Source organism: Acinetobacter sp. UBA3025 (assembly GCF_002367915.1).
Classification (GTDB): Bacteria; Pseudomonadota; Gammaproteobacteria; order Pseudomonadales; family Moraxellaceae; genus Acinetobacter.
Genome location: NZ_DFDO01000270.1, coordinates 1 through 15,107 on the forward strand (window position 1 = coordinate 1; position 15,107 = coordinate 15,107).

Annotated in this window: 12 protein-coding genes and 5 tRNA genes; 5 read left to right on the plus strand and 12 right to left on the minus strand. The window is 43.8% G+C overall.

Features of this window, described 5'->3' with window-relative positions; genetic code table 11:
• Positions 1-86: 86 nt before the first annotated feature.
• The 10 genes from B4J23_RS11315 to pyrC form a co-directional block, all read right to left on the minus strand.
• Positions 87-162, minus strand: a tRNA-Glu gene (locus B4J23_RS11315).
• A 24-nt stretch (positions 163-186) separates the two neighbouring features.
• A tRNA-Glu gene (locus B4J23_RS11320) sits at positions 187-262 on the minus strand.
• Between the two features lie 131 nt (positions 263-393).
• Positions 394-1,296, minus strand: coding sequence for an alpha/beta hydrolase (locus tag B4J23_RS11325; RefSeq protein ID WP_291360693.1), 903 nt, complete (start codon positions 1,294-1,296; stop codon positions 394-396).
• Positions 1,297-1,380: 84 nt separating this feature from the next.
• Entirely contained in the window at positions 1,381-2,793 is a 1,413-nt protein-coding gene (locus B4J23_RS11330) for an amino acid permease (protein WP_125278932.1), read from the minus strand.
• 109 nt (positions 2,794-2,902) lie between these two features.
• Positions 2,903-2,978: transfer RNA gene (locus B4J23_RS11335), tRNA-Glu, on the minus strand.
• A 210-nt stretch (positions 2,979-3,188) separates the two neighbouring features.
• Positions 3,189-4,619 carry an amino acid permease gene (locus tag B4J23_RS11340; RefSeq protein ID WP_125278931.1) on the minus strand — a complete coding sequence of 477 codons (1,431 nt, stop codon included), beginning with the start codon at positions 4,617-4,619 and terminating at the stop codon, positions 3,189-3,191.
• A 132-nt stretch (positions 4,620-4,751) separates the two neighbouring features.
• On the minus strand, positions 4,752-4,907 hold the full coding sequence (locus B4J23_RS11345) for a hypothetical protein (protein ID WP_004782839.1): 156 nt from the start codon (positions 4,905-4,907) through the stop codon (positions 4,752-4,754).
• A 161-nt stretch (positions 4,908-5,068) separates the two neighbouring features.
• Positions 5,069-5,144: transfer RNA gene (locus tag B4J23_RS11350), tRNA-Glu, on the minus strand.
• A 20-nt stretch (positions 5,145-5,164) separates the two neighbouring features.
• On the minus strand, positions 5,165-5,824 hold the full coding sequence (gene rnt / locus B4J23_RS11355; protein ID WP_034704922.1) for a ribonuclease T: 660 nt from the start codon (positions 5,822-5,824) through the stop codon (positions 5,165-5,167).
• Positions 5,809-6,843, minus strand: a complete 1,035-nt coding sequence (pyrC, locus tag B4J23_RS11360; protein ID WP_291360697.1) for a dihydroorotase — start codon at positions 6,841-6,843, stop codon at positions 5,809-5,811. The genes rnt and pyrC overlap by 16 nt, the downstream gene beginning before the upstream one ends.
• A 152-nt stretch (positions 6,844-6,995) precedes the next feature.
• Between pyrC and B4J23_RS11365 the strand changes: the two genes are divergently transcribed.
• Positions 6,996-8,267: a GGDEF domain-containing protein gene (locus B4J23_RS11365; protein ID WP_291360699.1), complete on the plus strand. Its 1,272-nt coding sequence runs from the start codon at positions 6,996-6,998 to the stop codon at positions 8,265-8,267.
• 56 nt (positions 8,268-8,323) lie between these two features.
• Here B4J23_RS11365 and argG read toward each other — a convergent pair whose 3' ends face one another.
• Positions 8,324-9,667, minus strand: coding sequence for an argininosuccinate synthase (gene argG / locus B4J23_RS11370; protein ID WP_125278929.1), 1,344 nt, complete (start codon positions 9,665-9,667; stop codon positions 8,324-8,326).
• A gap of 245 nt (positions 9,668-9,912) precedes the next feature.
• Here argG and B4J23_RS11375 point away from each other — a divergent pair, with 245 nt between their 5' ends.
• From B4J23_RS11375 to B4J23_RS11385, 3 genes are all read left to right on the plus strand, one after another.
• On the plus strand, positions 9,913-10,266 hold the full coding sequence (locus B4J23_RS11375) for a hypothetical protein (protein WP_125278928.1): 354 nt from the start codon (positions 9,913-9,915) through the stop codon (positions 10,264-10,266).
• A 147-nt stretch (positions 10,267-10,413) separates the two neighbouring features.
• Positions 10,414-12,450: an NADPH-dependent 2,4-dienoyl-CoA reductase gene (locus B4J23_RS11380; protein ID WP_291360702.1), complete on the plus strand. Its 2,037-nt coding sequence runs from the start codon at positions 10,414-10,416 to the stop codon at positions 12,448-12,450.
• An 87-nt stretch (positions 12,451-12,537) separates the two neighbouring features.
• Positions 12,538-12,628 (plus strand) — tRNA-Ser (locus B4J23_RS11385).
• A 55-nt stretch (positions 12,629-12,683) separates the two neighbouring features.
• Here B4J23_RS11385 and B4J23_RS11390 read toward each other — a convergent pair.
• Positions 12,684-13,637: a LysR substrate-binding domain-containing protein gene (locus tag B4J23_RS11390; RefSeq protein ID WP_166137786.1), complete on the minus strand. Its 954-nt coding sequence runs from the start codon at positions 13,635-13,637 to the stop codon at positions 12,684-12,686.
• A gap of 261 nt (positions 13,638-13,898) precedes the next feature.
• Here B4J23_RS11390 and B4J23_RS11395 point away from each other — a divergent pair.
• Positions 13,899-15,107 (plus strand): acyl-CoA dehydrogenase (locus B4J23_RS11395; RefSeq protein ID WP_291360706.1); only part of this gene is annotated, 1,209 nt, incomplete at its 3' end.

Below are 15,107 nucleotides of genomic sequence, written 5' to 3' on the forward strand. Positions count from 1 at the left end.
CCGTGAAAGGGCGATGTCCTAGGCCTCTAGACGATAGGGACAGTGTAGAAGTGATATTTTAAACCAGAACTTTTGATCTAAAGTAATGGCGTCCCTACGGGGATTCGAACCCCGGTTACCGCCGTGAAAGGGCGATGTCCTAGGCCTCTAGACGATAGGGACTTAATAAAATATTACTTCTGAAATTGGCGTCCCTACGGGGATTCGAACCCCGGTTACCGCCGTGAAAGGGCGATGTCCTAGGCCTCTAGACGATAGGGACGTTTCAGAGGTGGGCGTATAATAGGGCGTATAAAGGGGGGTGTCAAACGCTTTTCCAGAGTTTTTTGGAATTTTTCTTTTGAGTGCATAAATTTAAAACAATATTAGTAGAATACTTGAAAAATGCAGGATTTAGGCCGGATTTTTAAGCAATTCCAGAGTTGCTTCAACAACCTGCGGATGCAGTAAATAGCCAGTAATATCATGTGGACGGTGAATATGCGTACGAATGCCGTGATTGATGATTTCAGGTTCAAACTTGAATGGCGGTTCGGTAAGCGGAATGGCGGTGAGATAATCATCTGTTGAATAGAAATTGATCCAGTCGCCTTTAATTGCCGCAGGTCGTACCACCGGTTGTGCCAGGCTGGATTGAATCACCTGAAAGGCTAATGGTGAACCTAAAGTAATAAAACGCTGTACATTCAGTTCCGGGTGCAGAAGCAGATAATGATAGGCAATCACACTTCCTAAAGAATGAGCCATCAGGATACAGGGTTTATCGCCATGCAGTTGTTGACCAATTCGCTGATGTACCTGTTGCATGAATGTGGAATTCGCTAGATAAGAATAGGTTTCGATCAGAAATTTTTTGATCAGCGTATCATGCAGGCGAGGGAAATGATTCAGTAAAATCACAAAATCCCGTAATAGAGTATTCCGGCTTAATATACTAATAAACTTCAGCTTCTGGTTAAAGGTCATGGCATCCTCAACCTTTAGCTCGGGAATTTCACAAATTTCAGGTGAATATTGATTGAGATGGGGTGGTGGCTGGGATTTAATTGGAGACTGGAAAGGAAAGCGAGGCCAGTCTTGCGGCATTAAGGTGCTGGCATTTAGCACATTATGTAAATGATGACGGGACAGTAAGTCGCCATAAAAAGGGATACGGATATGCCGTTTCAGATAAGCAAAATGTGCCTGTTGATGTGACTGTTCCAGACCGCGTTTTAGCAGACTCAGCCAGCGTTGACGCAGGGAGGCAGAGCTGAATTTCTGCTTGTTCATGCCATGAATATAAATAATTTTCATCGACACACCACGCTGGCTGCCTAGAACATTTTCAGTATAAATAAAAAAGAGCAGCCGAAGCTGCTCTTTTGGTCATTTTAATGTTTAAGCATTTTTGTGATAGAACTTGTAGTAGCTGGCATAGCACAGTGCGATAAACAGCAAGCAGCCAAAGAAACTGATACGCATGCTCGGATCAAACACCATACTGATACAGGTAATCAGACAGAACAGAAAACCCAGAATCGGTACGATCGGGAATAATGGCGCAGCAAAATCAAGATCCTTCGCTGTTTTACCCTGTTTGTACCATTCACGGCGGAAGTTGAACATGCTGAGACAGATGCTCATCCAGACCACTACCATGGTAAATGCTGCAATACCTAGCAAGTTAGTGAAGATAGTTTCCGGTGCGAACTGTTCAGACAGCAAACCAGGCATACCGCCAATCATGGTGACAATGACTGCAATATAAGGTACACCACGCGCATTTAGGCGTGAAAATACCGCTGGTAACTGTTTGCTGTAAGACAATGACCACATCATACGGGATGCAGCAAATAGACCTGAGTTAGCAGCAGATAGCAATGCTGTGATAATCACAAAGCGGATAATATCTTCGGCATAAGGAATACCGATATGCTGGAATACTGTCACGAATGGGCTGCTACTGACACCTTCAGCTGCCAGACCTGCTTCCTGATGCGGAAGAAGGGAAGTCACCACAATAATCGTACCTACAAAGAAAATCAGTAAGCGGAAAATTGCAGTATTAATCGCTTTTGGTACATTTTTGGCCGGATCTTTTGTTTCACCCGCAGCCACACCAATCAGTTCTGTGCCAGAGAATGCAAAGTTTACAATCAGCATGGTGGTGAAGATTGGGAACAGACCTTCGGGGAACCAGCCTTGAGCTGTCAGGTTACTGAATAGCGGAGCAGTTTCCTGTCCTTGGTAGCTTACTACACCAAAAATAGCGAGTAGGCCAAGCAGGATAAAGGTCACGACAGTAACGACTTTCACCAGTGCCAGCCAGAACTCGGACTCTGCAAACCAGCGGGTAGAAATCATATTCAGTGCGAATACGAAAGCACCAAAAATCAGTGTCCACATCCACATAGAGCTATTCGGGAACCATTCCTGCATTAATAAAGCTGCAGCGGTAAATTCAGTTCCCAAGGTCACTGACCAGGTCAGCCAGTATAGCCAGGTAATGGTGTAGCCAGTCCCCGGTCCAATATAGCGTTTGGCATAGGCGCCAAATGAGCCAGATTCGGGCATATGAACGGCAAGTTCACCCAGACATAGCATAACCATGTAAGCGATGATCCCGCCAAGGAGATAAGCAAGAATGGCACCTACAGGCCCCGTTTGTGCAATGACTTCACCCGAACCTAGAAATAGGCCTGTTCCGATTGCGCCACCAAGCGAAATCATGACCAGATGTCGAGTACTCATAGCGCGTTTTAAAGGCGCAGAATTGCCCTGATGCGTAGCATCATTCGGAGATGAGTGCATAGGAGTCAAAAAATAAAAGAATGAAGCGGGTTATTGTAGTGAAAAACTACAAATCTGCAACGTATTAATATGGATTATGTATAAGACTTGATCGTGAGCGATCAGATAATGGCGTCCCTACGGGGATTCGAACCCCGGTTACCGCCGTGAAAGGGCGATGTCCTAGGCCTCTAGACGATAGGGACGTTGCGAGGTGATGGCTATATTAAGGACTAAGCCGGACTTTGTCAAAAGAGTTTTTACTAAAATGTATTTAACAGTTTAAACATTAGGCAAAACAAAAACTTTATTTTATTAAGATATTATTTTCTGAACGGATTTACCTGATATGAAAAAATAAACCCAATCGGAATTGGGTTTATTAAAGAAATTATTTCAGTTCAAAAGTTTAGAATTTAAGCTTTTTGATGATAAAGCCAGTAATAACTTGCATAACATGCTGCCATAAACAATAAACAGCCAATAAAACCAGAGAGCATTTCAGGGTCAGCTGCCATACTCAGACCGGTTGCAGTACAAGTTACAAAACCTAGAGTGGGAACTAAGGGGAACCAAGGTGTACGGAATTTTAGTTCAGAGACGCTATGACCAGACTTCAGCCATTGGCGACGGAAATTAAACTGGCTCCAGCAGATACTCATCCAGACAATCACCATGGTAAAAGCGGCCACGCCCATCAGGTTTTTAAAGATGACATCTGCACCAAATTGTTCAGAGAGCAGACCAGGCAAGCCGCCAATCATGGTGACCCAAACTGCTACATAAGGCAAGCCGGATTTGCTGACTTTGGCAAATAGTCGCGGTAACTGGTTTTGTGAAGACAATGCCCACATCATACGTGAAGCTGCATAGAGTCCAGAGTTTGCAGTAGAGAGCAGCGCAGTGATAATTACGAAACGAATGAAATCTTCGGCATAAGGAATACCCATCTGGGTAAACACGGATACAAACGGACTGCTGCTTAAGCCCCCATGACCACCGACCTGTAGACCTGCATCGGTATAAGTCAGTAACGAGCTGATCACAATGATGGTGCCAACAAAGAAAATCATCAGACGCCATACCGCAGCATGAATCGCTTTCGGTACATTTTTCTCAGGATTTTCGGTTTCACCGGCAGCGATCCCGATCATCTCGGTACCGTTAAAGGCAAAATTCACGATCAGCAGGGTAGTGAATAATGGGATCAAACCATTTGGTAGCCAGCCATGTTCAGTCAGATTATTGAACAGTGGCGCAGATTCATAACCTTGAAATGGAATAAAGCCAAAGATACAGCCAAAGCCCAGAATAATAAAAATCAGTACAGTCGCAACTTTAACCAGTGACAGCCAGAATTCTGATTCGGCAAAAGTACGGGTTGAGCTTAAATTGGAGAGCAGTACACCTGCAGCAAAGATCAATGTCCATAACCAGATCGAAGTTTGCGGGAACCATTCCTGCATTAGAATCGCAGCTGCAGTGAATTCGGTACCCAAAGTGGCTGACCAGCCGAGCCAGTACATCCAGGACACCATATAGCCTGTACCCGGTCCAATATAATGGGTTGCAAAGGCACCAAAGGAACCAGACACGGGTAAATGTACGGCCAGTTCACCGAGGCAGAGCATTACCATATAGGCGATCAAGCCACCAATAATATAGGCCAGTACTGCGCCCAAAGGTCCAGCTTGTGAAATCACTTCACCGGAACCCATAAACAGGCCGGTACCAATAGCGCCACCAAGGGAAAGCATGATCAGATGACGTGTGCCCATGGCACGTTTTAACGACGGAGTTTGACCCTCAACAGACGAATGCTGTGAAGGTGGAGAGGGAGATTGCATAGCTCAATTAAAAGGAGAGATTTAAAAAAAGTATTTTAGTTTTAATTATGTGAAATATCACATAAATTGGAATTTCCTCATAAAGTTCTTCTTTTAATTTAAAAAATAAATATTTGCAAAGCCTCTTAAAAACTAGTGATCGGGAGTCTGGTATTGCTCAGTCGGTGTTTTTTCAGCAGGCGTAGTTTCTGCTCGGTTCTCAGCAGTTTTATCATCGCGACTGATCACATAAATATAAAGCGCTGAAGGTGCCAGAATAAGTAAAACAAGCAGGATTTTCTTTAGCATGGGAAAATTGATTAAAACCTAACATCAACTTGATTATAGCCTAAGCAAACGAGAAAGGGCACCAAACTCAGTCATGCAAAATTTATAACAATAGTATTGAAAGCAATAATAAGAAAAAGAGTTTTCTTGGAAAAAATGAAAGAAGAAGGGGATAAATAAGATGGCGTCCCTACGGGGATTCGAACCCCGGTTACCGCCGTGAAAGGGCGATGTCCTAAGCCTCTAGACGATAGGGACGTTTAGAAGATGGCGGTATCTTATTGATCCGCCACCAAAGTGTCAAGCAGGTGAGGTGCGAGTTTGTTTAAAATATAGCAAAACAGTTCCGCAGTCTTTTGCGTATCGTATAACGCAGAGTGTGCTTCTTTGCCATCAAACTCAATACCGGCCTGAATACAAGATTTAGCCAGAACCGTTTGACCAAACATCACCGCACTTAAAGTCACGGTATCAAACACAGAAAAACTGTGAAACGGATTCTGGTTTTTGGTTCCGGTACGGGCAATTGCTGCCTGTACAAAGCCCAAATCAAAATGCGCATTGTGACCGACCAAAACGGCATGCGTACAATTTTGCTGACGACGCACTTCATTGACCGATTTAAAAATACGTTTTAACGCGGTTTTTTCATCTTCAGCCATTGCGATCCGCATCGGATTTGACGGGTCAATCCCGATAAATTCCAAAGAGCGGCGATCCAGGTTGGCACCTTCGAAAGGATTGATATGTGCGTGGTAAGCTTCACCGGGCACAAACTGGCCATCTTCATTATAAACAATAGGAATGGCCGCAATTTCTAACAAGGCATCAGTCTGTGCATTAAAGCCTGCTGTTTCAACATCGACAACAACAGGCAAAAATCCACGGAAACGCTGACCAATGACTGGAAGAGTTTCATTTGTCACATTTTTCTCCATTGAATGGTTTTTCCTGCATATAGCGGAACGATTTGTTCACCATCCAAGTAGTCTAGACTTTCAGGAATAACTTGATCTTCTTTGACCAGCGTAATGGTTTTGGTATTACGTGGGAGGCCGTAGAAATCTGCACCAAAGTGGCTGGCAAAACCTTCTAGGCGGTCGATTTTACCTACTTGATCAAAGGCCTGAGCATATAACTCAATTGCAGTCGGAGCACTATAGCATCCTGCGCAGCCACACGCATTTTCTTTGGCATTTTTTGAGTGCGGTGCACTGTCGGTGCCTAAGAAAAATTTAGGATTACCGCTCGTTGCCACTTCAAGCAACGTTTGCTGATGCGTCTGACGTTTTAAAATTGGCAGACAATAGAAGTGCGGCTTGATCCCACCAACCAGCATATCATTACGGTTAAACAGTAAATGCTGTGGGGTAATAGTCGCAGCCACATTACGATCCTGTTCCAGTACGAAATTAGCTGCCTCGCTGGTAGTAATGTGTTCCAGAACCAGTTTCAGTTTCGGGAACTGTTTTAGTAATGGTGCTAAGACTTCATCAAGGAAACGTTTTTCACGGTCAAAAATATCGACATGATTATGCGTCACTTCACCGTGCAGCAATAAAGGCACCTGATGCTCTTCAAGCTGTTCAATGACTGAATATACTTTACGAATGTCGCTTACACCGCTATCCGAGTTGGTGGTTGCGCCAGCCGGGTAAAGTTTAATGGCATTGACATGTGCAGAATCTTTAATCTTTTTGACTTCACTTGGAGAGGTATTATCTGTGAAATACAGCACCATGCGTGGATCAAAATCGCTACCTTCAGGAACATGCGCCATAATACGTTCACGGTAGCTTAATGCTTCTTCCACAGTTTTAACCGGTGGAACAAGGTTCGGCATACAGATTGCACGGGAAAACTGTTTAGCTAGATCAGGAACAGTGCGTTGCAGAGCGAGACCATCACGCAGGTGGGCATGCCAGTCGTCTGGCTGGAGAAGGGTAATCGTATTCAAGGCGAATTCAATCGGAGAAATAAAACAAATGATAATGCATCTATGCCCAAAATGGTAACGAGAAATATATACAAAATAAGGGATATCTATAAATTAATTTATAAAAGTATGATATTTTAAAATTAATAAAAAAATTACATAAATACTTGGCAATGGAATACAAGTACAATCTAGCAAAATTGCAAGATGAAAAAGAAAAAATAGAAGAATTAATCACACGGCAAAGTCAGCGTGTAGGCTCGGTTTTCCCTCAGAATCTGGAACAGGAGTTCTGTAGCAAAAACTTGGAGCGGGCACGTAAACATGTCGAAAAATATGTCTGGGCAGGAGTACTGACCTATTTTATTTTTCTGCTGGTTATGGTTCCGACCGACTACTGGATTATCGATTCACAATATTTCGTACAAGATTTTGTGCGCTGTATGTTGGGGCTGATCAATGGCAGTCTAGCTTTACTTGCTTTTTATTTCTTCTCCTGTCTACCTAAAATCAAACGCTTTTTTCCGCAGGCTTCCATGCTGCTAATGTTCTGGATGATAGTCTCGACCTCTTATCTGACCATGTCCATTCAAACAGTAAGCTTGCAACATCAGTCGATGGCGATCATCACCATTATCTACATTCTGGGGTATATTCTGACCGGAGTAAAACCTTTACAGATGTTAATCACGGGGTTATTTGCTGCACTTTGTACAGTTTGGCTGTTATCCATGTTATCGATCGACTTTAATGCACTGGTCTTCGGGAGGATTCTGATTGGCAGTAGCTTATTGGGATGTGTGATTAGTTATATGCTTTTCGCTAGGGAACGCATGATCTTTCTATACACCATGCGTGCCAGAATCAGTGAGAAAATTCAGCGAATTCATACCACAGAATTACTGCATTTAAGCCAGCATGATGAGCTGACCAAAATCTCTAATCGACGAACTTTCGATGAAACACTGGATATCTTTTTTGAACGTTCTCGCCGTAATCAGCATGCTTTAGCGATTTTATTTATCGATGTGGATCATTTTAAAAACTATAACGATTTTTATGGACATCAAAAAGGTGATGATGTCATTTCCAGTATTGCCTTCACTATTAAAAATGCCATCCGGCATATGGACTTTGTGGCCCGTTATGGAGGCGAGGAGTTTGTGGTACTGCTTCCAGAAACTGATGCGCATGGTGCCTATGCAGTCGCTTCCAATATCTTTAATGCGATTGAGCGTCTAGAAATTCCGCATGAGAAATCTGGGGTAGCTAACCATATCACCATCAGTTTGGGCATCACCGTTTATCGTGGTGAAGACTTTATTGATAAGGATTCCTTATTGGGAATTGCCGATCAGGCGTTGTATCGGGCCAAACAGTTGGGTCGAAACCAGATTTATTATCAGTCGATCCGCACCGCAAACCCGAACAGCGTGAATACCTAAATCGAATCCATAAAAAAAACCGCTCAAATGAGCGGTTTTTTGACGTTAAAACAGACTTATTTGTTTTTGTCTTTTAACTGAGGCACTGCAGAACCTGTACCTACTGCAAGTAAGCCAGAATCTGTATAGATACCCAATTTCGCACGTGTATCCGTGATGTCCAGGTTACGCATAGTCAACTGACCGATACGATCCGCTGGAGAGAACATAGAATCACCTTTCTCCATAGTCAAACGCTCAGCTTCATAAGTGAGGTTAGGAGATTCGGTGTTCATGATGGTGTAGTCATTACCACGACGCAGTTCTAAAGTCACAGTACCAGTGATCGCTTTAGCTACCCAACGCTGTGCAGTTTCACGAAGCATCAATGCTTGAGAATCGAACCAGCGACCTTGGTACAGAAGACGACCCAAACGAAGACCGTTGATACGGTATTGTTCGATGGTGTCTTCGTTATGAATACCAGTGACCAGACGCTCGTAAGCGATGTGAAGCAGTGCCATACCCGGAGCTTCGTAGATACCACGAGATTTCGCTTCGATGATACGGTTTTCGATCTGATCTGACATACCTAGACCATGACGGCCACCAATACGGTTCGCTTCAAGAATGAACTCAACTGGATCTTCGATACGTTGATCATTGATTGCAACAGGAAAACCTTCTTCAAAAGTAATGGATACTTCTTCAGGTTTGATTTCAACATCTTCTTTCCAGAATGCAACGCCCATGATCGGATCAACGATTTTGATACCGGCATTCAGGTATTCAAGATCTTTGGCTTCGTGAGTTGCACCCAACATGTTTGAGTCAGTTGAGTAAGCTTTCTCTTTTGACATTTTGTAGTCAAAGCCATTGTCGATCAGGAACTGTGACATTTCTGCACGGCCACCTAGCTCGTCAATGAAGGTCTGGTCTAACCAAGGTTTGTAGATTTTCAGGTTAGGGTTGGTCAATAGACCGTAGCGGTAGAAACGCTCGATGTCGTTACCTTTATAAGTAGAACCGTCACCCCAGATGTTCACGTCATCTTCTTTCATTGCAGTTACCAGCATGGTACCTGTTACTGCACGGCCAAGAGGAGTCGTGTTGAAGTATGGAACGCCACCGGTAGAAATGTGGAACGCGCCACATTGAATTGCAGCAATACCTTCTAATGCAAGCTGTAAACGGCAGTCGATCAAACGTGCTTTTACTGCGCCATAAGCTTCAGCTTTTTTTGGAATCGCATCGTAATCGTCTTCGTCTGGCTGACCCAAGTTTGCTGTATAAGCATAAGGTTCAGCGCCTTTTTGTTTCATCCACAAAAGAGCTGCAGAAGTATCTAGACCGCCAGAAAAGGCAATACCAACTTTTTTGCCTACAGGCACATTCTGCAAGATAGTTGCATTATCAGACATTGTTCATCCTAATGATATGAAATAGGCACGCCAGAAGTGGTGGCCTGAAAAAACACATATTGCATCAATTGTATCATTATTTTATTTAGGTTTGCTTTAGAAAAGAAAAACTCGTTTCAAAATCTTGATTCAATAGGCTTAGATAATCATAAAATTACCGTATTTTTGACAAACGCTTAAAAAATAGGAAAATCTGGGAAGATTCAATAACATCATTAAGAAAAAACATCTTTAGGATAGCCCTCATGAGCCCGAATATTCCTCCTTTACCTAATCTGCAACCGGCTGCCAAAAATGAAACCCTGTCGATTGTGCATGGAATCTATGCCGGTTTGCTGGTTTTTAGTACGGTTGCATTTTTATATCTGGAATATCAGCAGTCGACGATTTCCATGCTGAGTCTGGGTATTGTGTTGCTACTTTTAGCTGTGCTGATTGTTTTGAATATTCAGACCTGTCTCAAGGTCAAACAGGGCAATGGTTCAGGACGCACCTTGTCCAGAATTATGGCGATCCTTATGCTGCTCAGTTTTCCTATTGGTACAGTACTTGGAGTAATTGCGTTATGGAAATCCAGTAAAAATCAATGGCAGCAATAAATCCATCACTCAGGTACGGCATGAATATCACAATTGGTATTTGTGCCTGAGAAAGCGGACCTGATAGTCATAAAAAGCCCCTGAAAATCAGTTAAAGTACATTTATAAGATTTAAGCTTTTAGCCAAATAAGAATCAGGGATATTTTATGACAACGACGCGCTATGCAAATATTTTAAAACCATTACATCTGGGTTTCACCACGATTAAAAACCGTGTGGTGATGGGATCAATGCATACGGGCTTGGAAGATCGTTTTTATAATTATCCTAAACTGGCCGCTTATTTTGGTGAACGTGCCAAAGGTGGTGTTGGTCTCCTGATTACTGGCGGGATTTCACCGAATCGTCAGGGCTGGTTATTGCCTGCTGGCGGAACCATGAATACCTTGGGCGATGTTGCACCGCATCGACTGGTTACGCATGCCGTGCATAAGCATGGGGCCAAGATTCTGTTGCAGATTTTGCATGCCGGACGTTATGGCTATCAGCCTTTTGTGGTATCTGCCAGTCCGATCAAATCGCCAATTTCACCTTTTAAACCACGTCAGATGTCTGAGAGCCAGATTCTGGATACGATTCAGGACTATGTTAAAACTGCAAAACTGGCTAAAAAAGCGGGTTATGACGGCGTGGAAATCATGGGCTCTGAAGGGTATTTGATTAACCAATTTTTAAGCCGTCATGTCAATCAGCGTACTGATCGCTGGGGCGGAGAAATTGAAAACCGCATGCGTTTTGCAGTGGAAATTGTTAAAGCGATTCGTGCTGAAATTGGTGAAAGATTTATTATCTGTTTCCGTTTGTGCTTGCTAGATCTGGTGCATGATGGCAATACTATGCAGGAAGTGATTACCGTCGCTAAAGCATTAGAGAAGGCTGGAATAACTTTGCTGAATACCGGTATTGGCTGGCATGAAGCGCGTATTCCGACGATTGTCACTTCTGTTCCTCGTGCTGCATTCGTAGATTACACCGCAGAAGTCAAAAAGCATGTTGCTGTTCCAGTCATTGCATCGAATCGGATCAATATGCCAGAAACGGCTGAAGCGATTTTGGCATCGGGACAGGCAGATATGGTGCAAATGGCACGCCCGTTATTAGCAGATGCATTCTGGGTGAATAAAACTGCAACGAATCGTGTTGATGAAATTAATACCTGTATCGCCTGTAATCAGGCCTGCCTGGATCATACCTTTAAAAATAAACGCGCTACCTGTCTGGTGAATCCACGTGCCGGCTATGAAACCGAACTGGTCTATGTCAAAACCAAAAAGCCTAAAGGCATCGCCGTAGTAGGTGGTGGAGTGGCAGGTTTATCCGCAGCCACAGTCGCAGCCAGCCGCGGTCATGATGTGACTTTATTTGAAGCCACTAATGAAGTGGGGGGGCAATTTAATCTGGCCAAAGTGATTCCAGGCAAAGAAGAATTCCACGAAACCATTCGCTATTTCAAAGTGCAGCTGGAAAAAACTGGGGTAGATGTCCGTTTAAATACCCGAGTGAATCGGGAACAACTGGAACGCGAAGGTTTTGATGAGGTTATTGTTGCTACGGGCGTGGTTCCGCGTGAATTGAAAATTACCGGAAGTGATGCACCTCAAGTCCTGTCTTATGCTGAAGTACTGCGAGGTGCACCAGTAGGAGATCGTGTCGCTGTCATTGGTGCCGGAGGAATTGGTTTTGATGTGTCGGAATTTTTATTAAAGCCACCGCATCAGCCGCAACCGCAACCAGTAGATGAATGGAAACGGGAATGGGGTGTAGATCTGCATGCAAATTATGTAAGTGAAGGCGGACTGCAGCCAGCAGAAGTCGAGCCACCTGTACGTGAAATTTATCTATTACAACGTAAAACTACTGCTTTAGGAGCAGGCTTAGGTAAAACCACGGGCTGGGTTCATCGTGCCCAATTAAAAAAACATGGCGTGCGCATGTTACGCGGTGTGCACTACAAATCGATTACGGATGAAGGTTTGTGGATTGAAGTGGATGGGCATGATCAATTGCTGCGTGTAGATACGGTCGTCGTTTGTGCTGGTCAGGAGTCAGTCAAAGATGTTATGCCTTCAGAGGATCAAAAGACTCTAGCGAATTACCATATTATTGGTGGAGCAAAGCTGGCTGCTGAGCTGGATGCCAAGCGTGCAATTCGTGAAGGGGCAGAATTGGCAGCAAAATTGTAAGGATTTGATGAAACTATATGCAGTTGATGAGATTCACTGTAATTTTCACTTGTCAGTCACCTAAAAGCTCCGTATTATTGTGCACATGGAAGCGTGGCAGAGCGGTTTAATGCACCGGTCTTGAAAACCGACGAGGGCTTATACCCCTCCGTGAGTTCGAATCTCACCGCTTCCGCCAGATACGAAAAACCCCGATCATTGATCGGGGTTTTTTATGGTCTATTCATTGGGGTTTATAGCTCAGACTCAGATGGAAGGCTGCCTTGAATTTCCTGTTGTATCCATGCAACAAATTTTTCAATCAGCGGTGAGCTTTCTTGGCTGGAATGGACCAGATAATAGCCTCGTTTCCTTTCTAAGGTCTTGCTGGATACCAGCACCAATTCCTGCCGCTTTAATTCTTTTTCAATTAGCATTTGTGGAATCAAGGCCATTCCCATGCCATGGCTAGCCACTACAGCGAGCATAGAAAACAGTTCATGTCGTTGCCCCTGCAAAGGATTCGGATGCTGGATCTGATGTAACTTGAACCAGTCTTCCCAGATATTCGGCCGGGTGGTTTGCTGTAATAAAGGAAGTTGAACCAATTGTTCAGCACTTAAGTCATAGCTGTAATCATTAATCTTCTGTGCATTGGGAAAATACTGTTGAATCAGGTCAGGTGCACAGACAGCAACTACATCTTCATGCATTAGAAAATGGCTATGTGTACCCGGCCATTGTTCGACCTGTTGAGGTGTTCCTGCATAAATAGCAGCATCGAAAATCTGTTCCTGAAACAGAAAAGGGCGGGTGCTGGTTTCCAGATGTATCGTAATTTCAGGATACAGCCGATTAAAGCTCTGGAGTTTAGGTAATAGCCAGCGAGTCGCAAACGTAGGCACTACGCCCAGTTTTAAAGTACCGCCGCGCCCTTGATGCGTAATGACGTCTAGGGTTGACTGTTCCAGTCCTTTGAGATGCGGAGTGATACTTTTTAAATATTGCTGTCCAGCATGATTGAGTTCTACACCATGCCGCGTACGGGTAAATAAAGCCGTGCCTAAATACTCCTCCAGTTGCTGGATCTGGCGTGAAACTGCACTTTGGGTTAAAAACAGTTCCTGTGCAGCATAGGTATAACTGGCATGACGTGCAGCAGTTTCGAAACAGATCAGCGCTTGCAGGGAAGGTATTTTTCTACGCATTTGTTCATCCTTGAACTTAAAATGGTCAGATATCAATAAATGGTATATCAATCTAATACTACTATACGACTTTGGTATAAAAAACAGGCAAATTAGCTATGAAAAAAATTTCTAGAAATAGCGACTTATATAAGGTATGCATAAAGTGCATAGCTGCATGCAAATTTATTGTTTGAATAAGTCATGATTCATGCCTAGAGTCAATCTGAAGGATAAAACAACATCATCTAATAGATAGATGAAGGATTGGCAGGGAATACTATGAATCAAATGGTCGATACGAAAAAAACCAGCAAAGTCTATTTTAACTGGCAGGATCCATTTTTACTGGAACAGCAACTGACTGAAGAAGAACGCATGATCCGTGACAGCGCGCATGCGTACTGTCAGGATAAGCTGATGCCACGTGTACTAGAACAGTTCCGCCATGAAAAAACTGATCCAACCATTTTCCGTGAAATGGGTGAACTCGGTCTGTTGGGTCCAACCATTCCAGAACAATACGGCGGTGCAGGTTTAAACTATGTCAGCTATGGTCTGATTGCTCGTGAAGTAGAACGTGTAGATTCGGGTTACCGTTCTATGGCCAGCGTGCAAAGTTCTCTGGTGATGGTGCCCATCAATGAATTTGGTTCTGAAGAACAGAAACAGAAATATTTGCCAAAACTGGCGACCGGTGAATATATCGGTTGTTTCGGTCTGACTGAACCAGATCATGGTTCTGATCCGGGCAGCATGATTACTCGTGCCAAAAAAGTCGATGGTGGTTACCGTCTGACTGGCGCAAAAATGTGGATTACCAACAGTCCGATTGCGGATGTCTTTGTGGTTTGGGCGAAAGAAGTGTCTCCTGAAGGCAATGTCGGTGATATTCGCGGCTTTATTTTAGAAAAAGGCTGGGAAGGGCTTTCTGCACCAGCGATTCACGGTAAGGTTGGCCTACGTGCTTCGATCACCGGTGAAATCGTGATGGACAATGTTTTTGTACCAGAAGAAAATGCATTCCCGGAAATCCGTGGTTTGAAAGGTCCATTTACCTGTCTGAACAGTGCTCGTTATGGTATCGCCTGGGGTGCGATGGGTGCAGCTGAATTCTGCTGGCATACAGCGCATCAATACACCATGGACCGTAAACAGTTCGGCCGTCCATTGGCTGCGAATCAGCTGATCCAGAAAAAACTGGCAGACATGCAAACTGAAATTGCATTAGGTCTGCAAGTGGCTTTACGTTTTGGCCGCATGAAAGATGAAGGCATTGCATCAGTTGAAGGTACTTCACTGATCAAGCGTAATAACTGTGGTAAAGCTTTAGACATTGCCCGTTTAGCGCGAGACATGATGGGCGGGAACGGGATCTCTGATGAATTTGGTGTAGCTCGTCATCTGGTGAATCTGGAAGTGGTCAACACTTATGAAGGTACACATGATGTACACGCCTTGATTCTAGGTCGTGCGCAAACAGGTATTGCT